The 23,981-nt window shown below is 72.4% G+C and carries 18 protein-coding genes and 1 riboswitch; of the genes, 12 read left to right on the forward strand and 6 right to left on the reverse strand.

The annotated features are described in order from the left end of the window. Nucleotides 1-280: 280 nt before the first annotated feature. The 3 genes from E0504_RS04095 to E0504_RS04105 all read left to right on the forward strand — a co-directional run bounded on the left by E0504_RS04095 (nucleotide 281) and on the right by E0504_RS04105 (nucleotide 4,618). A complete protein-coding gene (locus tag E0504_RS04095) occupies nucleotides 281-2,491 on the forward strand; it encodes an MMPL family transporter (protein WP_131622063.1) in 2,211 nt (736 codons plus the stop codon). 126 nt (nucleotides 2,492-2,617) lie between these two features. Continuing rightward, the gene (locus E0504_RS04100) at nucleotides 2,618-3,142 is read left to right on the forward strand and encodes a PH domain-containing protein (protein WP_071060843.1); all 525 of its coding nucleotides are present in this window, start codon (nucleotides 2,618-2,620) and stop codon (nucleotides 3,140-3,142) included. A 66-nt stretch (nucleotides 3,143-3,208) separates the two neighbouring features. Beyond that, complete coding sequence (locus E0504_RS04105; RefSeq protein WP_112108092.1) at nucleotides 3,209-4,618, forward strand: PH domain-containing protein; 1,410 nt, start codon at nucleotides 3,209-3,211, stop codon at nucleotides 4,616-4,618. 59 nt (nucleotides 4,619-4,677) lie between these two features. On the opposite strand, the gene E0504_RS04110 is transcribed toward E0504_RS04105, so the two are convergent. The 5 genes from E0504_RS04110 to E0504_RS04130 all read right to left on the reverse strand — a co-directional run bounded on the left by E0504_RS04110 (nucleotide 4,678) and on the right by E0504_RS04130 (nucleotide 10,618). After that, entirely contained in the window at nucleotides 4,678-5,769 is a 1,092-nt protein-coding gene (locus tag E0504_RS04110; RefSeq protein WP_012157666.1) for a nucleotidyltransferase, read from the reverse strand. A 615-nt stretch (nucleotides 5,770-6,384) separates the two neighbouring features. Further along, nucleotides 6,385-6,948 carry a GNAT family N-acetyltransferase gene (locus E0504_RS04115; protein WP_071060837.1) on the reverse strand — a complete coding sequence of 188 codons (564 nt, stop codon included), beginning with the start codon at nucleotides 6,946-6,948 and terminating at the stop codon, nucleotides 6,385-6,387. Beyond that, on the reverse strand, nucleotides 6,941-8,047 hold the full coding sequence (locus E0504_RS04120) for an NAD(P)-dependent oxidoreductase (RefSeq protein ID WP_112108091.1): 1,107 nt from the start codon (nucleotides 8,045-8,047) through the stop codon (nucleotides 6,941-6,943). The genes E0504_RS04115 and E0504_RS04120 overlap by 8 nt, the downstream gene beginning before the upstream one ends. Nucleotides 8,048-8,371: 324 nt before the next feature. After that, nucleotides 8,372-9,658, reverse strand: a complete 1,287-nt coding sequence (locus E0504_RS04125) for a CAP domain-containing protein (RefSeq protein WP_243657405.1) — start codon at nucleotides 9,656-9,658, stop codon at nucleotides 8,372-8,374. Between the two features lie 282 nt (nucleotides 9,659-9,940). Further along, on the reverse strand, nucleotides 9,941-10,618 hold the full coding sequence (locus E0504_RS04130) for a DedA family protein (RefSeq protein ID WP_235013589.1): 678 nt from the start codon (nucleotides 10,616-10,618) through the stop codon (nucleotides 9,941-9,943). Nucleotides 10,619-10,883: 265 nt separating this feature from the next. On the opposite strand from E0504_RS04130, the gene fbaA reads away from it, so the two are divergent. The 3 genes from fbaA to E0504_RS04145 all read left to right on the forward strand — a co-directional run bounded on the left by fbaA (nucleotide 10,884) and on the right by E0504_RS04145 (nucleotide 16,528). Next, complete coding sequence (gene fbaA / locus E0504_RS04135) at nucleotides 10,884-11,918, forward strand: class II fructose-bisphosphate aldolase (RefSeq protein WP_012157661.1); 1,035 nt, start codon at nucleotides 10,884-10,886, stop codon at nucleotides 11,916-11,918. A gap of 1,530 nt (nucleotides 11,919-13,448) precedes the next feature. Beyond that, a riboswitch (cyclic di-AMP (ydaO/yuaA leader) is annotated at nucleotides 13,449-13,696 on the forward strand. Between the two features lie 6 nt (nucleotides 13,697-13,702). Then, nucleotides 13,703-14,386 (forward strand): transglycosylase family protein, encoded by a 684-nt coding sequence (locus E0504_RS04140; RefSeq protein ID WP_112104739.1) that lies wholly within the window; start codon nucleotides 13,703-13,705, stop codon nucleotides 14,384-14,386. Nucleotides 14,387-15,784: 1,398 nt separating this feature from the next. Then, the gene (locus E0504_RS04145) at nucleotides 15,785-16,528 is read left to right on the forward strand and encodes a transglycosylase family protein (RefSeq protein WP_112104733.1); all 744 of its coding nucleotides are present in this window, start codon (nucleotides 15,785-15,787) and stop codon (nucleotides 16,526-16,528) included. Nucleotides 16,529-16,715: 187 nt separating this feature from the next. Here E0504_RS04145 and E0504_RS04150 read toward each other — a convergent pair whose 3' ends face one another. Then, entirely contained in the window at nucleotides 16,716-17,033 is a 318-nt protein-coding gene (locus tag E0504_RS04150; protein WP_131622067.1) for a hypothetical protein, read from the reverse strand. A gap of 355 nt (nucleotides 17,034-17,388) precedes the next feature. Here E0504_RS04150 and E0504_RS04155 point away from each other — a divergent pair, with 355 nt between their 5' ends. From E0504_RS04155 to purB, 6 genes are all read left to right on the forward strand, one after another. Further along, entirely contained in the window at nucleotides 17,389-17,817 is a 429-nt protein-coding gene (locus E0504_RS04155; RefSeq protein ID WP_071060827.1) for a DUF3151 domain-containing protein, read from the forward strand. An 88-nt stretch (nucleotides 17,818-17,905) separates the two neighbouring features. Next, nucleotides 17,906-19,189: an adenylosuccinate synthase gene (locus E0504_RS04160; RefSeq protein WP_012157655.1), complete on the forward strand. Its 1,284-nt coding sequence runs from the start codon at nucleotides 17,906-17,908 to the stop codon at nucleotides 19,187-19,189. Nucleotides 19,190-19,418: 229 nt separating this feature from the next. Further along, complete coding sequence (locus E0504_RS04165) at nucleotides 19,419-20,357, forward strand: hypothetical protein (RefSeq protein WP_112104738.1); 939 nt, start codon at nucleotides 19,419-19,421, stop codon at nucleotides 20,355-20,357. Between the two features lie 424 nt (nucleotides 20,358-20,781). Next, nucleotides 20,782-22,101, forward strand: a complete 1,320-nt coding sequence (gene purD / locus E0504_RS04170) for a phosphoribosylamine--glycine ligase (RefSeq protein WP_012157652.1) — start codon at nucleotides 20,782-20,784, stop codon at nucleotides 22,099-22,101. Beyond that, nucleotides 22,098-22,661 (forward strand): 5-(carboxyamino)imidazole ribonucleotide mutase, encoded by a 564-nt coding sequence (gene purE / locus E0504_RS04175; protein ID WP_071060823.1) that lies wholly within the window; start codon nucleotides 22,098-22,100, stop codon nucleotides 22,659-22,661. The genes purD and purE overlap by 4 nt, the downstream gene beginning before the upstream one ends. Next, nucleotides 22,658-23,965, forward strand: coding sequence for an adenylosuccinate lyase (gene purB, locus E0504_RS04180; protein WP_112104732.1), 1,308 nt, complete (start codon nucleotides 22,658-22,660; stop codon nucleotides 23,963-23,965). Before purE ends, purB begins: the two co-directional genes overlap by 4 nt. Nucleotides 23,966-23,981 lie beyond the last annotated feature (16 nt).

A 23,981-nucleotide genomic window follows, 5' to 3' on the forward strand; every position in this document is an offset into this window, starting at 1 on the left:
GGACGCCATGATTTCTGTCGTCGTAGGGACAGCCGGCGGCCGATCGGGGAGCTTGGTACCCCCCTTGACATGGCCGGACGTTTCCACCATTCGCACCGCATCAACCGTTCGCACCCCGTCAAAGGCGGCGCGCGACCGATCGGACACGCGACCGATCAGACGCGGAGCGTCTCGGCCGCGGGCGACAGGCAGTGTACGTAGTGGCTTGGTGGGCGTCCGAAGCTTTGAGCTGGCAGCATCAGGAGGGATACCGGCGGGACACGGGAGGAGGACACGCCTGATGGGCCTGCCGCGTCCCGGTGCCACGCTCCACACGCGGCGGTTCCGCTGGGCGGTCGTCCTGGTGTGGCTGCTGATCGGCGTCGCCGTCAGCCCGCTCGCGTTGATGCTCACCGACGCCGAGACCAACGACGCGGCCGCCTTCCTCCCCGAGGGCGCCGAGTCGACCCGTCTGCTGGAGGCCCAGCGGCAGCTCCCCGGCGGTGACGCCGTGCCGGCGGTGGTCGTCCTGGCCCGTGACGGCGGCCTGACCAAGGCCGACCTGGACGTCGCGACGACGTTGCGCACCGAGCTCGCCGGGTTCGCGGCGACGACGATCCCGGGAGTGATCCCCGCGCCGGATCATCGCGCGGTGATCATCACCGTCCCGATGCCGCAGACCACGGACGCCGACCGTTTCACCGCCGACATGGCGCGCATGCGGACGATCGCCAGGCAGGCCGCCGCCGCGGAACCAGGCCTGGATTCCGCGGTCACCGGGCCCGCGGGCCTGGTCTCCGACACCTACGACGTGTTCGTGAAGATCGAGGGCGCGCTGCTGTTCGTGACCGCGTCGATCGTGGCCGTGATCCTGCTCGCGGTCTACCGAAGTCCGTTCCTGTGGGTCGTGCCGCTGCTGTCCGTCGGCATCGCCGACCAGACCGCGGCCGGACTGATCTACCTTCTCGCCGAGCACGCCGGGCTCACGGTGAACGGCCAGAGCGCCGGCATGCTGCGGGTGCTCGTCTTCGGCGCCGGCACCGACTACGCGCTGCTGCTCATCTCCCGCTACCGCGAGGAGCTGACCCGGCACGCCGAGCCGGCCACCGCGATGCTGGTCGCGCTGCGCCGCGCCGGCCCGGCGATCCTGGCGTCGGCGGGCACAGTGATCATCGGCATGCTGTGCCTGCTGCTGGGCGAGCTGAACTCGCACCGCGGGCTGGGCCCGGTCTGCGCGATCGGGATCGCGGTCGCGCTGGTCACCATGCTCACGCTGCTGCCGGCGGCGATGGTGGTCGGCGGGCGACGGCTGTTCTGGCCGTTCGTGCCGCGTCTGGGCCAGGCGGAGCGGTCGGTGGAGGCCGGCGCGTGGGCGCGCGCCGGCGCCGTGATCGGGCGCCGCCCGCGGACGGTCTGGGTCACCACCGTGGCCGTGCTGGGCGCGCTCGTCATCGGCATGCTCGTCCTGCCCGGCGTCCTGCGCCAGGACCAGGCCTTCCGCGACAACGTCGAGTCGGTCCAGGGCCAGCGCCTGGCCGAGCGGAGCTTCCCGCCGGGCGTCACCGCGCCCACGTTCGTGGTGGCGAACAGCGCGCGCGCCGATGCCGTGGCCGAGGCGGTCCGCGCGACTCCCGGCGTGGCCGCGGCGGCGGAGAGCGGGCGGACGTCCGAGCTCGTCCAGTTCCTGGTCGTGTTCGACGCGCCGCCGGACAGTCCCGAGTCGTTCCGGACGGTGGAGAAGCTGCGCACGACCGTGCACGCGCTACCCGGCGCCGACGCCCTCGTCGGCGGCAACACCGCCGTCAACCTGGACATCCGGGACGCTGCCGTGCGGGACCGCGAACTGATCATTCCGGTCGTGCTCGTCGTGGTGCTGCTCATCCTCGGGCTGCTGCTGCGTTCCGTCGTCGCGTCGCTGCTGCTCATGGGCACGGTCGTGCTGTCGTTCTTCGCCGCCCTCGGCGCGAGCGCGCTGGTCTACCGCTACGTCTTCGACTTCCCCGGCATCGATCCGGCACTGCCTCTGATCGGTTTCATCTTCCTGGTGGCGCTCGGCGTCGACTACAACATCTTCCTGATGACCCGGGTGAAGGAGGAGACCGAGCGCATCGGGCACGCCGCCGGTGTCCGCCGTGGCCTCGCGGTGACGGGCGGGGTCATCACCTCGGCCGGGGTCGTGCTCGCCGCCACGTTCGCCGTGCTGCTCATCTTCCCGCTGGTCCAGCTCGCCGAGGTCGGTTTCCTGGTCGCGTTCGGCGTTCTGCTCGACACGCTTGTGGTCCGCTCGGTGCTCGTGCCGGCGCTCGCACTGGACGTCGGCCCCGTCGTGTGGTGGCCCAGCCACCCGGAACGCGCCCGGCCCGCCGGCCCAGTCACCGGCCACGAGACGCTCGCTGACTTCGGAGCGCTCGGTGTTCCCCTGAGCGCGATGGAGCCCGCGGCCGCAGCCCTCGACAGTGCCGAGGAACGAGCCCGAGCCGAGGAGGACGAAGGCACCGAAGCGAACCGATAAACAGGCCGCCGGCAGCCCAGACGGTGCGGACACCGGGCCGGGGCAACGGCCCGGTGGTGGTTCCGCCGTGGCCGTCGCGCCGCGAAATGGCTCAGCGTGCCACGCGCAAGACCTTATGGTTGCGAGATGCACACAGCTCCGGCCGATACCCCTGGCCCGGGGTGGAGCTCCCATTCCTGGCGGATCGACCCCGGTAGCTGGCGGGGCCTGTCGCCGCAGCTGCGCCGCCTGCGCCGGCTGCTGCTGCTGATCGGCGCCATCCCGGTGATCGTGCTGGTCAGCCTGATCGGCGGGGCGTTCCTGGGGCTGCCCGGACTGGCGGTGGGGGCCGTGCCGACCGCGGCCACAGTGTGGGGCTGGCGCTCGATCGGCCGGGCCTGGAGCGCCTGGCGCTACGCCGAGCGCGAGGAGGACCTCCTGATCAGCCACGGCACCTTCGTCCGGAGGCTGGTCGTCGTCCCCTACGGCCGCATGCAACTGGTGGACGTCACCGCCGGGCCGCTGGCGCAGCGGTTCGGCATCGCGCAGGTGCGGCTGCACACCGCCGCGGCCACCACGGACGCCGTGATCCCTGGGCTGTCACCGGTCGAGGCGGCCCGGCTGCGGGATTCGCTGACCGAGCGCGGCGAGGCCCAGGCGGCCGTCCTGTGACCGGGAACGTCCGGTGAGCGGGGCAGGACTCGCGGGCACGGCAGGGCCAGCGACCAGGGCCGCGTTATGACGAGAGCCGAGCCGGAGCCGTCGGTCGAGGACGCGGCTCCGCCGCTCCAGCCGCCGCCCGCCGGTGCGGAGCCGGACGACGGCTACCACCATCTTCATCCGCTCACGCCGCTGCTGCGCGGTTGGCTGCTGGTGGCGGCGGTCGCCGTCAGTATTCTGAAGAACTTCGCAGAGGAACTGACGGTTCGCAGTGTCACGCTCACCCTCTCCGCGCTGCTGCCCGCAGCCTCGGCATACGGCTACTGCGCCTGGCGGTTCACCCGTTACCGCGTGGAAGCCGAGGATCTGCGGCTGGAGACCGGCCTGCTGATCAAGCGTGTCCGGCATGTGCGGCTCGACCGCATCCAGTCGGTGGACGTCGCCCAGCCGCTGATCGCCCGGGTGACCGGGCTCGCCGTGCTGCGGCTGGATCTCGCCGGCACGCACGACGGGGACGCGGAGGAATCCGGCACGAGGCTCAGCTACCTCTCGCTCGAACGCGCGAGGCTGTTGCGGGCGGAGCTGCTCGCCCGCGCAGCCGGCGTGGCGCCCGGAGCCGGAGAGGCACCCGAACGCCCGCTCGCGTACGTTCCGCCGCTACGCCTGGCAGCCGCGATCACGCTCTCCCCCGCACCGTGGCTGGCACTCGGCGCGGCCTTCATCCTGGTCACCCCGGCCCTGCTCACCGGCACCTTCGCCGGGTTCATCGCGGTCGCGCCCGCGCTGGTCGGAGTGTGGCGGACGACCTTCGACCGCTTCGCGACCGGCTTCCGGTTCACGGTGTCGGAATCGCCGGACGGCCTGCGCATCCGCGGCGGCCTGCTCGACCGCGCCCATCACACCGTGCCGCACGGCCGGGTCCAGGCGGTGAGCCTGCGCGGCTCGCCGCTGTGGCGCTGGCTCGGCTGGGTGGAGCTCCAGATCAACGTCGCCGGCGACGCCCGGAGCATGCTGCTGCCCGTCGCCCCCCGCGGGCAGGCCGTGAACGTGATCGAACGGCTGCTGCCGGCCGTGGACGTCGACGGCATGGCGCTGCCGCGCCCGCCGGGCCGGGCCCGGCTGATCGCGCCGGTCCGGTGGCGCCGGATGCGCTGTGGCGCGGACGACCGGGTGTTCGTCGTCCGCGGCGGAGTGCTGTGGCAGCGCACCGACATCATTCCGCACGGCAAGGTGCAGAGCATCAGGGTCGTGCAGCACCCGGCCCATCGCCTGCTGCGCCTCGCGGACGTCCACCTCGACTGCGCGGGCGGCCCCGTGCGGATCCACGCCCGGCTGCTGGACGTCCGCCAGGCGCACGCGATCGCGGCCGCGCAGGCCGAGCGCTCCCGGCTCAGCAGGGTCGCCGCCGTGCCGATCGTGACCGGCTCGCCGGCCTGGACGCCGCTGCGCCCCCTGTCCGGGGCACGCGACCCCGACGCGGTGCACTGAGCCACCGGCCGGCTACCGGCCAGGCACCGCCGGTGATCAGCGGGCCCGGCGGGCCGACGTCACCCGAAGGTCGGGAACTCCGGGCCGAAGACGGTGCCCCACAGGCTGACGGCCTCCTCGTGGTCCCCGGCGCGCTCGGCCGCGACCGCCTTGGCCGAGTAGGTGCGCGCCTGGCGGACGAAGGCGCCAAGATCCTCGAGGTCGTCCTGGCGAAGGTAGCTGGACAGGTCACCGCGGATGTCGGACGGATCGCCGACCACGAGGCCGACCTCGTCCATGTGCCGGAACACCTCGGCAAGGCCCTGGCGCGTGTTGAGACCGCGGCCCGCGAGCACCTGCCCCGCGAGCGCCTCGATGTGGAACGAGCGCAGGTGGCTGCCGCACACCCGGTTCCACGCCTTGAGCAGCCGGACCGCCGAGATGACCCGCGGGCCGAGGTCCATCGTCCAGCTCGCGTGCCGCTCCGGCCGGGTCGGCAGCCAGCCGCCCACCCTGTCCGGGATGACGTAGCCGGCGCGGGGGTGGTCGAAGGCCGGCACGAGGTGGACGTCCGGCGCGGCGTCGTAGACGATGCGCAGCGCCTGGCCGCGGGTGCCGATCGTCTGCACCCGGTCGCCACCGATGGCGTTGCGGACGCAGACGAGCAGGTCGCGAGAATCCCACCGGAAGCGCTTCCACGCGCTGTTCGCCGCGCTGAAGACCACGAAGATGTCCACCTCGTCGAGCGGACGGATCATCGTGTCGCGCCCGGCGGACCCGATCGTGGCCACGCCCACCAGGGGCAGCGCGCAGCGCGGCGGGAAGATCGACCGCAGCGCCCGCTCCGCCTCCGCCCGCCGGTCGTCGATCACCGCGCGGTCGTCGTCACCGAGCCGGACCATGTCGTCCAGCTTGGCGAAGGCGCGGGCAGTCGTGCCGACCAGCAGCGGACCGGTCATCGGGCCGGTCATCGGATTGATCGGAGACGCGCCGGTCACGGCGGGCCCGGGCGGCGGTGCCGTCGCCTGCTCACCCGCGGGGAACAGCGGGTTCGGCTCCCCCGGCCCGGGCCCCGCCGGCCGCCGCCAGTGCGGCGGAATGATCAGATGGTCGTACGTGACCTCGCTCGACCGTGTTCCGGTAGGAACTTCCCGACGGGCATCCACGCTCATCGTGCAGACCTCCCAGGGCGCAGGTGACGCCGGACGTGCGGGCTCCCTCCCCATTGCGACGCGCCGCCCGCGGCCCGTCGCAGACGCCCCCGCCGGGGCCGGGCGGACCCGGCTACCGGTTGCGACATCGGTTCCTATGGTGCCCCAGGACGTCACGATCTGAACAGGGGGCCGTGGTATCGGCGTGTCCGGCCCGGCCCCGCCGTCTCACGGAACCATGAAAAACCTGTGTCGGATAGCCGACACCCCAGCCTCGGGGGGCCCTCAGGAATACCACCCCCGGGGGGTGAGGGAAAGAGGGTGACCAGGGCCGATGGCACGTTCGGGCGATCGGCCGCTGGACAGCGGGCGCCTGGAGCGTCGACGCCCGGGGCCGCGCCACCGGCTCGCGCCGCGGCGCCCGCGGACACCCAGGCCACTCGACACGCCGACAACGTTAACTCTAAGTAACGATGTATGCCGGGTCACGCGGCGATCGTCAGACCACTGCCAGGCCATCCCGGGCTGCCCCGCCGAGGCCCGGCCATTCCGGATATCCCTCACTGCCAGGTCATCCGCGACATTCAGGTGACTGGCCGACCATCCGCGACATCCGGGACGGGGCAGCCGACGGCGTCAGCCGGGCGGCGGGCGGATCCACAGCCGACGGCGTTCGGTGAGCAGCACGCCGGTGGGCACGAACGCCGTCGACTGGGCGAGCCGCTTCGCGGCGGTGTCCCCGACGCGGACCCTCGTCCCGACCAGAACCCCCCGGTACTCCAGCCAGCTTGCGACGGCCCGGACGGCCTCCGCGGCGTACCCGTCGCGCCGGTGGGCGGCGCTCACCCGGACGCCGACCGCGGCCCGGGCGGCATGCATGTCGGCGGCGAGCAGACCGAGCGCCGTGCCGTCGTCCGCACGCAGCACCCAGGTCAGGATTCCCCGGCCGGCACCGATCCTGCGCCGCAGCTCCCGGCGCACACCCGTCGGGTCCGTGGCGACCGAGTCGGCCGGCGTGGAATCGGCCGGCGCGGAGTCGACCGCGCCGCCGAACAGCTCGCCGGCCGCCAGCCGGACAGGCGCGCCGTGGTTGGCGGCGACCATCGCCTGCGCGAGCTCCTCGGCGACGAACCCGGCGTTCCAGACGGTGAGGGGGAGTGCGCGCAGCCGCGCGGTGGTGAGGGTGGGACCCTCACCCACGGCGGGCCGGCTCCGGGACCCCCAGCAGGCCCCGGTCGCGCAGCCAGGAACCGGTCCGCCGCATGCCCTCGTCGAGGTCGACCTCGCCCCGCCAGCCGACGAGCGCGGCGATCCGGTCCCCGGAGACCGTGCCGCGCCTGGTGACGTCCTGGATCGTCAGCGGGCCGAGGTCGACCCGGACACGCGGGTCCACGTTGGCCATGAGGGCCGCGCCGATCCCGCGCAGCAGGCCCGGACGGCCGCCCGCGGACGCCGACTGCCGGCTCGGCAGCCGGTCGACGGCGTCGACGACCTCGCACAGCCGCGCAGGCACGGACCGGGGCGTCCGCACCTGCGCCATCGCGGCGTACCGCCCGAAGAATTCGGCCACCGTCGCCGTGCCCGGACCGGTCACGTGCAGCACCTGGCCGGTCACCGCCTCGCCCGGGGCGGCCGCGACGGCCATCACCGCGCTCACCACGTCGTCGACGTGGACGGGGCTCAGCATGCCGCGCCCGCCGTCGACGAGGACGAACCGGCCGGCCCGCATCAGCAGCACGGGCCACAGCGTCCAGCGGCCGGCGCGCGGGCCGTAGGCGTCGGCGATCCGCAGCACGGTGACGGGGGCCCCGTGGGCGGCGGCCGCGCTGACGGTCTGCTCGGCGGCGGCGATCGCGTCGGCGCGCGGCTCGCCGGTGAGGCCGACCGGCGCGGACTCGTCGGCCACGTGCGGTGCGTCGTCGCCGAGCGCGCTCACGCAGGACAGGTGGACCACGCGGCGGACACCAGCGCGCTGGGCCGCGTCGAGCACCGTCGCGGTCCCGCCGAGCAGCACCTTGCGCATCTGCGCGGTGGTGATGCCGCTGGGCGGGGTCGCCCGGCCGGCCCGCACCGGCGCCAGCTCCCCGACGCCGCCCATGCCCACGGCGGCGGCGTGCACGAGCAGGTCAGCGCCTTCGAGCGCCTTCTCCCAGCTCCCGGACGTCGTGACGTCGGCCAGGGTGACGCCCGGCGCGCGCCGCACGTCGAGCCCGATGACCTCGTCACCGCGCCGGCGGAGCTCATGCGCCACGGCGCCGCCGAGGAATCCGGCCGCGCCGGTGACCACCGACCGCACCACGCTCGCCCTCCCTCACCCGCTTCGCGGCCAGCCGGCCGGCGCCGACCCACGCACACCGGCGGCTGGTTACCCGACCCGGCCTGTTCCGGACCAGACGATACGTGATCTTTTGGTGTCCGCTCTGCCGGCGGAGTCGGCCGGCCTGAGCATGATGGCGAGCGATAGTACCGGGCCCGATGAGGGCGCCTGGTTCTGGGCCGGCGCGGGCCGCCGTCCGGGGCGCCGTCCGGGACCCTCCGGAGCGGTTTCGAGACGCCACCCGAAGGCCACAGAAAAGGGTCGACAAAAGAACACCAGCGGGAATGGGCCGCCCGATTGGTGCCGTTACGGCGAGCCGAAATCCTGGACCCAGTAGGTGCCGTAGTCACCTCCGGTGGCGAACCCGACACCGATCTGGCTGAGCGAACAGTTCAGGATGTTCGCCCGGTGGCCGGGGCTCGCCATCCAGTCCGCGACGACGTCGGCCGGGGTCCGCTGGCCGGCCGCGATGTTCTCCGCCGCGATCGAGAAGACGTAGCCCGCCGCCGCGATCCGGTCGAAGGGCGACCGCCCGTCCCGGCCGCTGTGGTCGAAGTAGTTCCGGGCCGCCATGTCCGCGCTGTGCTCCTGGGCCGAAGCCGCCAGGCGGGCGTCGACCGCGAGGGCCGGGCAGCCCGCGGCCGAGCGCTGGGCATTGGTCCGCGTGACGACCTCCTCGATCAGCGCGGCCGTCGCCGCCGACCCGGCACCGCCGCCCGCGCCGGTCGGGGTCCCGGCGAGCCGGGCGCCGGAGGCGACGGGGGCCGGTGCCGGCCCGGCCACCGCGCCCGCCGCGGTGCTCGCGGCCGCCGCCGGCTCGGCGCCCGACGGCGAACCGGCGCCTGTCGGGGAGCCGGACACTCCCGCGGAGGCCGACCCGGCAGGGCCGGGCGGCGTACCCCGGGGCGTGCCGTCGCCCGGATCGGCGGCGGCCGCCGCTGACCGCGGCGCGGCTCCGCCCGGAGCCGTCTGGTCCACCCCGGGCGGGAGGGGGTTCGCGACGGGCACCCGGCCGGTGCGGACCAGCGGGGCGTGCGTCGCGCGGAAGATCACCTCGGACAGGGTGTAGTCGCCGTTCGGCAGCTGCCGGGTGTCGATGCTTGCCTCGAACGGCTCGCCCATCGCCCACCGGGTCACGTTCACGGGGCCCGAGAGCAGGTAGAGGACCCAGGGCTCGCCCGGTGCCGAGCCCGGTTGCCCGTCGGCGGCCATGATCGCGAGCAGCGCGGGATCGGCCCGCAGCACCAGCACACCGCTCACCGGCCCCCGGTCGGCCGGCCACACCGGATCGGCGGGCGACCCGCCGTACCCGGCCAGGGCGCCCCGCCCGCTCCGCGACGCGCTGCCAGGCGGTGCGCCGACGGCATCCGTGCCCGCGGTGTGATCCGCGGTGCCCGCACCGGTCCCGCCCGCGACAACCCTGTTGAACCCGGAGAGGCCACGGCCCGCCGCGCTCGACGTCGAGGGGACCTCGCCCGAGGCCGCCACGAGCCCGAGCGTGACCAGCGTCAGCGCCACCAGCCCCGCGGCGGCGCGCAGCCCGCCCGCCCGCCCGGGCGTGGGACGTCTTCGGTGCCGCCGGCCACGGACCACGTCCTGGACCGGGCCCGCGGGGCCGGCCGGGTCCGCGGCGCGCGAACTCCGCGCACGCAGGGCCGGCCGCGCACGCGAGCCCGGTCGCGCATGCGAGCCCGGCCGTACACGCAAGCCCGGACCGGACGGCGCAGCCCGGTCACGTTCAGGACGCTCTGAGTGCATTCGGACCCTCTGTGTGATCGGCTTGCCGGCCGCTCGCTCACCCGAAGAGACTAGCGATCTGTAGCCGTAGGGGTCCGGCCGGGCCAGGACGAACCCACCGACCAGGCATATAAGGGGTCAGTCCGAGGTGGTCCCGTCGCCGGGATCTCCTGGGACCCGCTCAGTGCGGGCTGGTCCCACTGGTCCCGCTGGTCCCGCTGGAGCCGCCAGGCCCCGCGGCCGCGCTACCCGCCGGCGGAGCAGCTCACCGACCGCCCCCGCCAGGACGGACACGACGATGACCACCAGCGCGATCCACAGCGCCGCGTCCCGCAGGCCCGGGATCGAGGCGGCCTCGTAGCCCAGCAGGGTCAGGCCCGTCCCCCAGACGACGGCGCCGATGACCACGGCCACACCGAACCGGTGCCGCGGCATCGCCACCGCGCCCGCCAGCACCGGAGCGAACGTCCGCGCCCAGGGGACGAACCTGGCCGCGATCAGGGTCACCGCGCCGAACCGGCGGTAGAACTCCTCGGTTCGGCCGAGTGCCCGCGCGTGTCGGCGTTCCAGGTAGGGCCGGCCCAGGTGGCTGCCGGTGGCATAGCCCACCACGGCGCCGGCGCTGGCCACCACCGCGACACCGACCGCGACCACGACGATTGACACGTCCGCGGCCGGATCCGCGGCGACCAGACCGGCCGCGAACAGGATGGTGTCCCCTGGAAGCCAGAAGCCGACCAGGATCCCGCTCTCCGCAAATATCACCGCGAAGAGGATGACGTAGAGGGTCATCCCGGAGAGGCTCTCGATGTCCACTCGGCCAGTCTGCCGGGCGCGGCGGGCGGGGAGGAGACATCCAGCCGCCTTCCGGCGATGTCGCGTGGAACCACACCCGTCCGAGGCGCGCGACGGCATACCCTTCGGCCTACACCTGCCGTCGGCACGCGTCGGGCGCGACCGGACTCATGGGGATCCAGGGATCCGGTGGCGGGTTCGGCGGCGCGGCCGGCGCCAAGGCCCGCGGGCGGTGTGTGCCGCCAGCCGGCCGCGGCGCCCCTACACCTTTCGAGGAGTTCCACCGATGCCCATCGCCAGCCCAGACGTCTACGCCGAGATGCTCAGCCGGGCGAAGTCGAACGCCTACGCCTACCCCGCCATCAACGTGACCTCGTCGCAGACCCTCAATGCCGCGCTCCGGGGTTTCGCGGAAGCCGGCAGCGACGGAATCGTCCAGGTGTCGACCGGCGGCGCCGAGTTCCTCTCGGGAACGACCATCAAGAACATGGTGCTGGGCGCGGAAGCGCTCGCCGAATACGCGCACCACGTCGCCAAGGCATACCCGGTGAACATCGCGCTGCACACGGACCACTGCCCCGCCGACAAGCTGGACACCTACATCCGCCCGCTGATCGCCATCTCGAAGGAGCGTGTGGCGCAGGGCCGCGACCCGCTTTTCCAGTCCCACATGTGGGACGGTTCGGCGGTCGAGCTCGAGGAGAACCTCAAGATTGCCGACGAGCTGCTCGCCGACTGTCGCGCGGCGCGCATCGTGCTGGAAGTCGAAATCGGTGTCGTCGGTGGTGAGGAGGACGGCGTCGTAGGCGCCATCGACGAGAAGCTCTACACCACCCCCGGCGACATGTTCCGCACCGCCGAGGTTCTCGGCACCGGAGAAAAGGGCAGCTACATGCTGGCCGCGACGTTCGGCAACGTGCACGGCGTCTACAAGCCGGGGAACGTCAAGCTCCGACCCTCGATCCTGCGCGAGGGTCAGCAGCACGTGGCCGAGAAGCTCGGCCTGGCCGCCGACGCGAAGCCGTTCAACCTGGTCTTCCACGGCGGCAGTGGGTCGGACCTCTCCGAGATCCGCGAAACGCTCGACTACGGCGTCATCAAGATGAACGTGGACACCGACACCCAGTACGCGTTCACCCGGCCGATCGTCGACCACATGCTCCGCAACTACGACGGTGTCCTCAAGGTGGACGGTGAGGTCGGGGTCAAGAAGGCCTACGACCCGCGCACCTACGGCAAGGCCGCCGAAACCGCCATGGCCGCCCGGGTCGCCCAGGCCTGTGACGACCTGCGGTCCGCCGGCCGGTCGATCGGGGTCTGACCAGCCTCGTCCGGTTCACGGCCCGACGGTCACCTGATCCGTTCCTCTCCCTCCCGGGGACGCCTGTCCCCGGGAGTACATCTATGCCCCGCGGAGTCCATGTGTCCCGGGCTGTGGCCCTCGGCCGCACATGGCACTGTTCTCCCCATGGCTCCGCTCTCCCTATGTCTCGACGCCGTGTCTCCTCATTGCTCTTCGGTCGGCCGAGCGTCCGCGGCCGCGGAGGGCGGCACCGGAACCCCCTGAGCGCCGCACGCCCGGGGGACCACATTCCCCGGGAACAATGAGGTACCTGTCGGGACACGCACCGTTTACCCGGGACGGGGCCCCTCGCCCGGTGCCGCCCGACACCCGGTGCCGCCCGATGCCGCCCGGGACGCCCAGTGCCATCCGGGACGCTCAGTGCCATCCGGACACCCAATGACACCCGGGACGCATAGTGCCCAAATAGGCACACAAAGCTATCGTGGGCGCGCGGTGCCCAGCGGAGCACACGGCGCCAACTCGGAACAGAGTGTGCACCCGCTCCTATCCATGCGGAAGCGCACCCTCGATGTGGACGCGAGGCGTCACCCGCCCGGCGAGGCCTCATGAAGATCGTGCGGGCGGTCGGCGCGACATCGGCGCCCATACCAACCCAGGACACTCCGAAGCCCACAGCCCACCACAGGCCCCTCATGGGTTGCGGATCGGGTAAAGCCTGCCGAGACCACGCGCACGACCCATCGGAGTCCACACCGGACGCAGCGTTCGCGTGGGCTCCTATGTGTCTCAGCGGCCCCGATGCGTCCTACCCGACACATGCCGACACATGCGGCCGCGCGCCGAACGCTGCTGCCGCGGTGACCCGAGCGCACCCGTTCGTGCGCCCCGGTGATACCTCTTCCGGCCCGCCCCGAGACGCACGCCGTGGCCGAACCGCGAGCCGCCCCGCCCGTGGGCCCGCGGGACAGCTCGGATTCCCGCCCGAACGGGGCTACTTCGGGGCACGCAGAGAGGCACCAGACAGCCCACGCGATCGCCCGATCACGAGCGAGAGACACACACGGACCCACCTCAGCCAAGATCGATCCGAGGGACGAATGGGACGTACCGACCCGACCCCGAGGGACGCCACCACCCCGCAAGCAGTCACAGAAACACCCCAACAAGTTAACTCATAGTTACAGTTGCGTTTCTCACACATCACGGCATGCGGGCTGGTATCAGCACGACGATATGAATTTTCTAGCTGCTTGATGACGGCCTGGCCGGCCGCGGGTAGCCTTCTCGCATATTCGGCTTGATTGCCGACAGCACGCCCAATGGTAACGATCTTTCACCAGTGTGATCTGTCGGTACGAACCACCCTCCACGACGCGGTCGCCAAGTTAATGAGCGCGCATGCGCGCGCGATACCAGCACCGTGATCAAACCTCAAGCAGCCACCGGACGGTGTGCTCTTTTTCACCCGAGGCATTCAGTGCTTGTCATTCGACCTGACGGCGTGGTTATGGTCTTCGCCGTGCCCGGAGACAGGCCGGGCACCCGACGGGTGGCACGCCGAATCCCTGCCCCCATCCGTTGGAAACAGAAACCCGATGGCAGGAGCGGGGGAACCAATACCCGGTCGCCGATTCTGGGGACCTTGGGGTGAAGCCGCTAACGCCGACGGCACGAGGAGGAAGCTTGTCCTCCGTTGCCGAAGGCACAGGATTTCCGGAGTTCCTGACTTGGCGGCCGGGCTTTTTCCCTGCCCGAACCCGACAGCTCACCTCGCAGGCGTGGGGAAGGAAAACTCACGCATGTCCGACGCACGTACCAGTGGCCGACAACGCCGCAGCAGTACCCGCAGCCGGGCCCGCACTCTCGTCTCCGTCCCCGTCATCGCCGCGGCGGTCGGCGGAACACTCGCCCTGAGCCAGCCGGCCAACGCCGCCACGACCTGGGAAGGTCTACGGCAATGCGAGTCCGGCGGTAACTACACGACGAACACCGGTAACGGCTACTATGGCGCTTACCAGTTCTCGCCAGGCACCTGGCGCAGCCTCGGCTACTCGGGGCTGCCACACACGGCTCCGCCCGCCGTGCAGGACGCAGCGGCACTGCAACTCGCACTCCGTTCCGGGTTCGGCCAGTGGCCGGTCTGCGGGAGCGGAATGGGCTCCGAGCAGCTCCTGCCCGGCGCGTCGTCATCAGGCGCCGGGGTCCAGGCGTCCAGAGCGGCCGAGCGCACCTCGCTGGTCGCCCAGCCCGCAGCCGCGGGCGTCCCGAACCTGACGCGGACATACACCGCGTCGATGGTCAACCAGGTCAGCGACGAAGTCCGCTCCTGGCAGGCCAAGATGACCTCCCTCGGCTACCCCCTCACGGTCGACGGCAGCTACGGACCACGGTCCGCGGCCGCGGCGCGTGACTTCCAGGCCGCACGCGGCCTCGTGGTGGACGGCGTCCTGGGTCCGCAGACCTGGGCGGCCACCTTCGGCTGACGTCTGCCGACCGGCGCACTCGGTCACCAGCCGGGCCGTCTGACGGCCACCGCCGCACGCGGCGCCCGCTCCCCCGCTGGCCTGAACCGACCCACCGCACCCTCCTGACGGCCGCCCCCACGCCGCCGTCCGGTCGCGGTGGCCCCCACGCACCGGTCGAGCCCCCTTCGCAAGGCGTCCTTCCCCCGGACGAGGCATCCCACCCGCGCCCGTCGCGGTGAGCCATCCCTCCATGGACTCAGGCCCTCGAACCGGGCGCCGGCGAATCATCCGTGTTCCAACTCCGCCCAGCCGGTGTGTCTCCGGACATCCCGCCCGCGGCCGACCACGTGCTGTCGCAACCGCGATTCCCCCACCAGCACGAGCTCGGCACTCTGCGTCGCCCCGGTTCGTCCGCGGCGAAGACCCGCCGGCGCCAGGACCGTATGACCCGCCCGCACGGGGCAGACCCCGCCGTGCGGGCGGGGGCCGGTGCGCGGATCGCCCCAACGATCCGCGCGGCACGGGAGGCGGTACGGACTCAGGCGGCAAGCCGGCGTCGAAGTCCCGATGCCGGGGGCCGTGTTCTCATCCGTGATCCACCCGATGATCGGACGAACCCTCCGACAGCCAAGTCGCCGCGGCGCGTGATCCGCCGCCGACTCTGCTAGGTCGAGCCCGCCGCATGATCTCCTCCGGCCCAGGCCGCAGGAGGAGCCGTCCACGCCGGTGATCCCGGCGGGCGGGCGTGTCCCACACAGGCCGGGACACGCCCGCCGCGGACGGCCAGCCCGATCCCGTCGCCCGTGCAGGTCCTCCCTCCGCCGCGCCCCGTGCCCCCGGGCCCACAACCCCATCAACCTACATATAGTCATGTTAGATATACAAAACGTAATTATCTAGGAAAAAACTACAAACGAACGACAAAAATACTTTCGAGGAGCCGTCCAGACGCGACGGCACGCGGCCCGACCCACCCCGGCGGACGGCCGTCCGCGGCCTGGCGGTAACGTCATCCGGATCAGTGCGTCTCGTCACAATCGGCTACGTCACTCGTCAATCAGCCCATTCGGGTAGCTCCGATGTGGTCCTTTCGCATCCCCCACTAGCCGCCCGAATTTGCGCCGTCTAGCTAGATCTCGCTACAGTTCCGCCCACTCGCCTCCCCGGGCGAGGTCATGCGGACGGACGCCGAGTCCTGCCCCCGTCCCCATGGCCGGAACGAGCACGGACAACATCGGGCAGGAGCGGGGGACCCACCATCCGGACGCCCCCCCGGCGTCCTAGGGGTTAAGCCGGCGAAACGTGCGGCCGGGAGCACACCGATCCGCGAGGACGGGCTCCGGGCCAGCGGCGCCGACCGGGCAACTTCCAGCCCGAACCCGACAGCTCACCCCGTAGGCGACGGGAAGGACTCTGATGCGATCGCATGATCGTGTTCCCGCCCGTTCCAATGGCCGTGGCGGAAGGCACCGAGCGACCCAGGGACCGTCCACCGCGACTCGGGTCCTGCGCACCACCGGCGCCGTGACGGCGCTGGTCGGCACCGGGCTCGCGGTGACCGCCGCTCCCGCGGGAGCGGCGACTGCCGACGACTTCGCGAAGCTCCGCAAGTGCGAGTCGGGCGGCAACTACGCCATCAACACCGGCAACGGCTTCTACGGTGCCTACCAGTTCGACCAGCGCACCTGGACGGGCCTGGGCTACCCCGGCCGACCCGACCAGGCTCCTCCCGCGATGCAGGACGAGGCCGCGTACAAGCTGTACAACAGCCGCGGCTGGTCACCATGGCCCGGCTGCACCAGCAAGCTCGGCCTCACGAGGAACGGCCCGGCGCCGGCGTCGTCCGGTGCCGGCGGCGACGTGATCGCCCAGGCCCTGACGCCGGCCGAGCCGCCTATGACGCTCGAGCGCGCTCGGGCTGAGGTCGGCGGCCAGTTCGGCGGCGAGGCGCTGAACGTCGGTATGGGCGACGACGTGCGCGCGGACGCCTTCATATGGCAGGCAGAGATGCGCGACCGCCGGTTCGTCCTGACCGTCGACGGCAAGTTCGGCCCGGAATCGCAGGGCATCGCCGCGCTCTACTCGTACCTCACCCGAGTGAGTGACGGTCAGCCCGGCGTGGTCGGCCAGAACCTGTGGAACGCCACCGTCAGCGGCTGACACCACCAGCGCCGCCAGGCACCCCGGCACCGCCGGCTTCACCTGACACCACCGTCGACGGCCGACGTCGGCGGCGCCAGCGGACGTTGCCGACAGCTGACAGCGTCGACAGCTGTCGCACGCCCTGAGACGGCCGGCAGCGCCCTCACACCGTCGGCAGCACCCCCAAGGGTGGCTGACAGCGCCGTCAGCCGGCTGGCGGCACGACCGGCGGCCGGGGCACCCGCATCCGCTCCCAGCGGCTGACAGCGCCGTCAGCGGCTGGCGGCTGCCACGGCCCGGCGCTGACGGCCTGCGGTGCCACGTCGGGACGTCGCGCGGCGTCTATGTCAAGGCGCCTCGGGGCCTGGATGTCGCCGGGCCGGGCGTCGTGCGCGCCCGCCCACCCGCAGCGAGACCAGGCCGGGCGTGGGGCCAGGCCGGGCGTGACCGCGGTGCCCGAGCCCCTGACATCGCCGTCGCCACCCGCCAGGACCGCGGACGGCGCCGGACCTGCGGCGGCCACGCGTACCTCCGGATGACGGGCGCCGGGTCCTCATGACCGTCTGGCAGGTCGGGCTATGCCTCGTTGGCACGAGGTTCCACGAGGGCGCTGTGGTCCCGGGCTGGTCCCGATCTCGCCTCCGCGCCCGTGTCGTGGTCCGCCCGGCCCTCGATTGCCGTCAAGCAGAAATCTAAAAACCAACAGACAGACTACGGAAGAAATCGACTGACACAGGAGAAGTAGGGCCGGCGGCGGCACGACGCCGACGGGGCGCCGACGCGATGCCGGCGGGGCCCGCGGCCGTCCGTGGCCGTTCAGTGGCCGTCCGCGGGCGGCTCGGCCCCGGAACGGCTCCGGCGTCGGGCAGGATGAGGTCATGACGACACCGCCCGCGAACCAGAACCTCCTGTCGGGCCCGCCGCCCACGCTGCTGCCCTCCGACGCGGCGGCCGCGGACGCGTTGCGGGCCGGCGACACGCCGGACACGGTCGCCGCCCGGTTCCCGGCCATCAGCCTCGGCTGGGCGGTCCTCGCCGAGGACGCGCTGCGCGCCGGGCGCCCGGTGGAGGCGTACGCCTACGCACGGACCGGGTACCACCGGGGCCTGGACCAGCTCCGCCGGTCCGGCTGGAAGGGGCACGGGCCGGTCCCGTGGTCCCACGAGCCGAACCGCGGCTTCCTGCGGGCGCTGGCCGCGCTCTCCCGCGCCGCGGCGGAGATCAACGATGGCGAGGAGGCGGCCCGGTGCCGGCAGTTCCTCACGGACAGCGACCCGGCCGCGGCCGCGGAACTCGGTCTCGCATAGCCGCCATCCGGCCACGGAACGCCGCCGCCGGCCCGCAGGGTCTGGCGGACGGACCACGACGGGCCCATATCCCTAGTAACCTCGCCCGGTGCCCGCACTAGTCCTCATCGGCGCCCAGTGGGGCGACGAGGGAAAAGGAAAGGCGACCGACCTCCTGGGCGGCGCCGTCGACTACGTCGTCCGCTACCAGGGTGGCAACAACGCCGGACACACGGTGGTGATCGGTGCGGAGAGTTACGCCCTGCACCTGATTCCGTCCGGTGTGCTCCGCACCGACTGCGTTCCGGTGATCGGTAACGGCGTCGTGATCGACCCCGGTGTGCTGCTCTCGGAGATGGACGGCCTACAGGCCCGCGGGGTCGACGTCTCCCGTCTGCTCATCAGCGCGGACGCCCATCTGATCATGCCGCACCACCGCGCCCTGGACAGGGTCACCGAGCGGTACCTGGGCAAGGCCCGGATCGGCACGACAGGCCGGGGCATCGGCCCTGCGTACGGGGACAAGGTCGCCCGCACCGGCATCCGGGTGCAGGACCTGCTCGACCCCGGCATCTTCCGGCAGAAGCTGGAGCTGGCGCTGCGGGAGAAGAACCAGGTCCTGACCAAGGTCTACAACCGGCGGCGCATCGAGGTCGACGAGGTCGTCGAGGAGTACGCCGCCTACGCCGAGCGGCTGACCCCGCACATCGCCGACACCGGCCTGCTCCTCGACACCGCCCTGCGCGAGGGCAAGGTCGTCCTCCTCGAGGGCTCCCAGGGCACCCTCCTGGACGTCGACCACGGCACGTATCCGTTTGTGACCTCCTCGAACCCGACCGCCGGCTACGCCGCGACCGGCGCCGGCATCGGCCCCACCCGCATCAACCGGGTGATCGGGATCATCAAGGCGTACACGACCCGGGTCGGCGCCGGCCCGTTCCCGACCGAGCTCGACGACAAGGTCGGCGAGGAGCTGCGCCGCATCGGCGGAGAATTCGGGGTCACCACCGGCCGGGCCCGGCGCACCGGCTGGTTCGACGCGGTCATCGCCCGCTACGCAGTCCGGGTGAACGGCCTCACCGACCTTTTCCTCACCAAACTCGACGTACTTTCCGGCTTCGACACGGTGCCGGTCTGCGTGGGCTACGAGATCAACGGTCAGCGCACCGATGAGATGCCGATGACGCAGACGGAGTTCCACCACGCGAAACCGATCTACGTCGAGCTGCCTGGGTGGCACGAGGACATCTCGGGTGTCACCCGGTTCGCCGATCTCCCCGAGGCCGCCCAGGCGTATGTGGCGACACTCGAGGAGATGGCGGGCGCCCCGGTGTCGGCGGTCGGGGTGGGCCCCGGCCGCGCCCAGACCCTGGTGATCAACGAACTGATCTGACCCGGGCACGGCCCCCACAGCCGTCCACCCTGCCGTGCCCGGTCCCGGCCAGCCCGGCGCGCGGGCGAGAGTCTCACCCGTGCCGTGCCGTGCCCAGACCCGAGCCGTGACCGGTCCCCCGTGCGGTGAACAGTCTCGCGCGGTGATCGGGTCGGGCCGGAGTTGCACTACGGAGCGTTACGGTCGACGCTTGGCCGGTCACAGTAGGCGACGACCGGGGGTGGTGGCGATGGCGGGATACCCGTCGCAGGCCTCCTGGGACGACGAGCACGCCGACGGCGCCGACGGCGCCGGCTCCGAGATCACGAACGAGACACTCGCCACCGCGCGACCCTCGACCGAACTCGAGCCGGCGACGGCGCCACGCCAGCCAGGCCCGGCACGCTGGTCACCCACCGTCCATCCTGACCATCCGCTACGCCACGGCATCGACCCCTCGACGTGGCCGGTCGGTTTCTCCCCCACCGGCGAGGCGCTGCCGGAGACCCTGACCGACGTTCTCCTGCGCGGCAGTCACGCCATCCGCAGCTCGAAGCGCGCCGAGGCCCAGCGCCTCGAGCGGGCGGCGGCGATCGCCGAGCACGTCCAGGCCCAGATCGACGACTTCCTGGGCTTCTGCGCGGCCGAGCGCCTCACCCCACCGGTCATCGTCCGCACGAACGGCCGCCGCGCCGAACGGTCCCACGACGATGTCCCCGACTGGAACGGCACGCCACGACTCCGGACGTCAACCATGGACCGCGCCGCCGCACGGGCCGGGGATGACGACTCCAGACAGGACCGTCGCCGTGGCGAGGACGACGCGGACCCCGACACCGCCAGTCCGCCGCCCACCGGCCGGCACGGACGTCGGTCGGGGACCACACCGGCACGCCGCCGGCTCCTTCGCCGCGAGCGGCTGCATGCCTGGCCGCTCCTCTACTGGCGCTGCGAGAGTTTCCCGGCCCCGGGACGCTCCCTGCACCTGTTCGTCGAACCGGACGGACGCACCTTCGAGGGCCGCGACGCCCCCGCGCCGCTGACGGTGCTCGGCCGTGAGGTGCAGGTGTGGCCCGTCGACGCCCCGTCGATAGTCGAGGGCATGGCCGAGGTGGACGCCCGCCGTTGCGCACTTCACCTGGTGCACGGAATGGCTCACATGCTCTGGCAGGCCGGCGTGGGCCTGTAGCCCTTCCGCCTTCTTAATCTATTAGCCACATCTAATTCCATCTCCACCACCGGCGCCGTTTCCGGCGCGCACAGAGAAGTGTGGTGATCGAGTGAGTCCATGCACTCATTCAGTCGCCGCGCTTCATCGAAACGGATAAAAGGACGTCGACAGCGCCGACGCGCGCCCCCCGGAGCCCCGCGGCCCGAGCCGGGCGCCGGGCGGGGGCCCGGACCATGCGACACGGCGGTGGCCGGTGGAGGCGGCACGGGTCCTGTCGTGGTCTCTTCTTGCTGATGAGCAAGCGGACATTGCTGGCACCAGTCGATCCCCGGGACACTCGGGACGGCATCGCCGACAGGGCCACAAGGCAAAGGATGATCAACGTGCACGCTAACCTGGACCCCGTGACTTCCGCGGCCGCCACCCCGGCCTCCCCCGAGCTGTGAAGGTCCTCGTCGTCGGTTCCGGCGGGCGTGAGCACGCGTTGTGCCGCGCGCTGGCCCGGGATCCCAATGTCGGCTCGCTCGTGTGCGCCCCGGGCAACGCGGGGACGGCGGAGTTGGCCGAGCCGCGTCCGCTGCGGGTCGACGATCCGGATGCTGTCGCCGCCCTCGCCGAGTCGGTGCGCGCCGATCTGACGGTGATCGGCCCCGAGGTCCCGCTGGTCGCCGGCGCGGCCGACGAGATCAGGGCCCGTGGGCTGCGGGCGTTCGGCCCGTCCGCCGCGGCCGCGCGACTGGAGGGCAGCAAGGCGTTCGCGAAGGAGATCATGCGAGCGGCGGGCGTCCCCACGGCCGATTCGCGGGACCACACCGAGATCTCCTCGGCGCTGGCCGATCTGGATAGTTTCGGCCCGCCGTACGTCGTGAAGTACGACGGTCTCGCCGCGGGCAAGGGCGTCACCGTGACCACCGACCGGGACGCGGCCGTCGACGCCGTCCGGGCGAGCCTGCGTGGCCCGGACGACCGGGTGGTGCTCGAGGAGTACCTCGACGGGCCCGAGGTCTCGCTGTTCGCGATCGTCACCGAGTCCGGCTCGGTGGTGCCGCTGCTGCCCGCTCAGGACCACAAGCGGGTCGGCGACGGCGACACCGGCCCGAACACCGGCGGGATGGGGGCCTACACCCCGCTGCCGTGGGCGCCGCGGAACCTGACCGCCGAGGTGGTCCGCACGGTGATCCGGCCGACAGTGGACGAGATGGCCCGCCGGGGAACCCCGTTCACCGGTCTGTTGTACGCCGGGCTGGCGCTGACGTCCCGTGGCATTCGTGTGGTCGAGTTCAACGTTCGGTTCGGTGACCCCGAGGTACAGGCGATCCTGGCACTGCTCAACACGCCGCTGACCGACGTGCTCTCCGGGCGGCGGCCGCCGGTGTGGCGGTCGGGGGCCGCGATCACCGTGGTCGTCGCCGCCGCCGGCTACCCGGCGAACCCGCGGCTCGGTGATCCCATCCGTGGTCTGGCCGCGGCCGGCGCGCTGGCGGGGGTGGACGTGCTCCACGCCGGGACCCGCCGGGACGAACAGGGGCAGGTGGTCGCGTCGGGTGGCAGGGTGCTGTCCGTCACGGCCATCGGCTCGAACCTCGAGTCCGCGCGAGGATCGGCATACGAGGCCATCAGCCGCATCTCGCTGGACGGTGCCCACTACCGCACCGACATCGGGGACCCGTCCCGGATGCGCGGCGCGGTGGACGTCCACCGCGCCGGTTCCGGGGTGGGCGACCTTCACCAGTCGCAGGACCAGCAGGACAAGAAGGAGTGAGCGTGTCGCAGGGCAAGTCGTCACAGGGCAACGGGGCAAGGGGCGGCTCGACGGATCCGCGGGTGGCGATCGTCTACGGCTCCCCGTCGGACACCCAGACCATGAGCAAGGCCGGCGCCACCCTGGAGCGCTTCGGGGTCGCCTACGAGGAGGTCTCCCTCTCGGCGCACCGCGCCCCGCGCACGCTCGCGGAGTACGTCGGGAAGCTGCGCGCGCGGGAGATCCAGGTGGTGATCGCCGGCGCCGGGCTCGCCGCCGCGCTGCCGGGCGCCGTCGCGGCCCTGACGACCCTGCCGGTCATCGGCGTGCCGATCTCCGGTGGCGCGCTGGACGGCATGGACTCCATGCTCGCCATCGCGCAGATGCCGCCCGGCGTGCCGGTGGCCACCGTCGGGCTGAACAACTCGACGAACGCCGCGATCCTCGCGATCCAGATCCTGGCGCTGGGCGACCCGGATCTCGGCCTGAAGCTCGCGACGTTCAAGGACGAGTTCGAGCAGGCAGCGGCCGACTCTCTCGCTGACGTCGCGGCGGCGGCGACCGCGGCGGCACGCGCATGATCGGTCGCTACACGCTGCCCGACATGGGTCGGGTGTGGTCCGAGGCGAACAAGTACGAGCTGTGGTGCAAGGTCGAGGTCCTGGTCCTGGAGGCGCACGCGGCGGCCGGGCGCGTCCCGGCCGCCGCGGTGGGCCCGGTGCGTGCCGCGGCGGCCCCGACGCCGGAGGCCGTCGCCGAGATCGAGGCCGTCACCCAGCACGACGTGATCGCCTTCCTGACCGCCTGGGCCGACCAGACCGAGCCGCGTTCCGCCGCGGCCTACGTGCACTTCGGCATGACCTCGTCGGACCTGCTCGACACCGCGCTCGCCTGCCAGCTCGTCGAGGCCACCGACCTGCTGCTCGCCCGTGCCGACCGGCTGGTCGCCGCGCTGCGCGACCTCGGGCTGGCGCACCGCGGGACCCTGCGGGTCGGCCGCACGCACGGCATCCACGGCGAGCCGACGGTGTTCGGCCACCGCGTCGCCGACCTGGCCTTCGGGATGGCCCGCTGCCGTGACCGGCTGCGCGCGGCGCGGGCGGACGTCGGCGTCGCGAAGATCTCGGGAGCGGTCGGCACATACTCGAACATCGACACCGACGTGGAGGGCTACGTCGCGGACAAGCTCGGCCTCACCCCGGCGCCGGTCGCGACACAGGTCGTCCTGCGGGACGGGATCGCCTCCTGGGTCGCGGCCCTCGCCGGCCTGGCGACGGTCTGCGAGGCGGTCGCCCTCGAGGTGCGGCACGGGCAGCGCACAGAGGTCCGGGAGCTGTCCGAGCCGTTCGGGTCGGGCCAGAAAGGCTCGTCCGCGATGCCGCACAAGAAGAACCCGATCATGTCGGAGCGCATCGCGGGGATCGCCCGGATCGTCCGGGCCCAGTACGTGCCCGTCCTCGAAGGTGTCCCGCTGTGGCACGAGCGGGACATCTCGCACTCCTCCACCGAACGGATCGCCCTGCCGGACGCCGCCTGCGGCGTGGACTACCTGCTGCACCTCACCACCCGGCTCGTCGACGGCCTCGTCGTCGACCGGGAACGGATGCGGGCGAACCTCGACGCCACCGGCGGGCTCGTCTACACCTCGGCGGTGCTGTTGGAGCTGGTGGAAACCGGGCTGTCGCGCGAGGACGCCTACGCCGTCACCCAGGCGGCGGCGATGGAAACCTGGCAGACGGGCGTCCCCTTCCGCGAGACGCTGCGCAAGCACGCGGGCGACCGCGGCCTGCCGCTCGACGAGGCTCGCCTGGACGAGGTCAGCCGACCGGAACGCTATGTCGAGCGGCTCACCCCCGTCTTCGACCGACTGGCCGCGCTGAGCTAGAGCGCCGGTCAGGTAG

It is taken from the genome of Parafrankia sp. BMG5.11 (assembly GCF_004337455.1).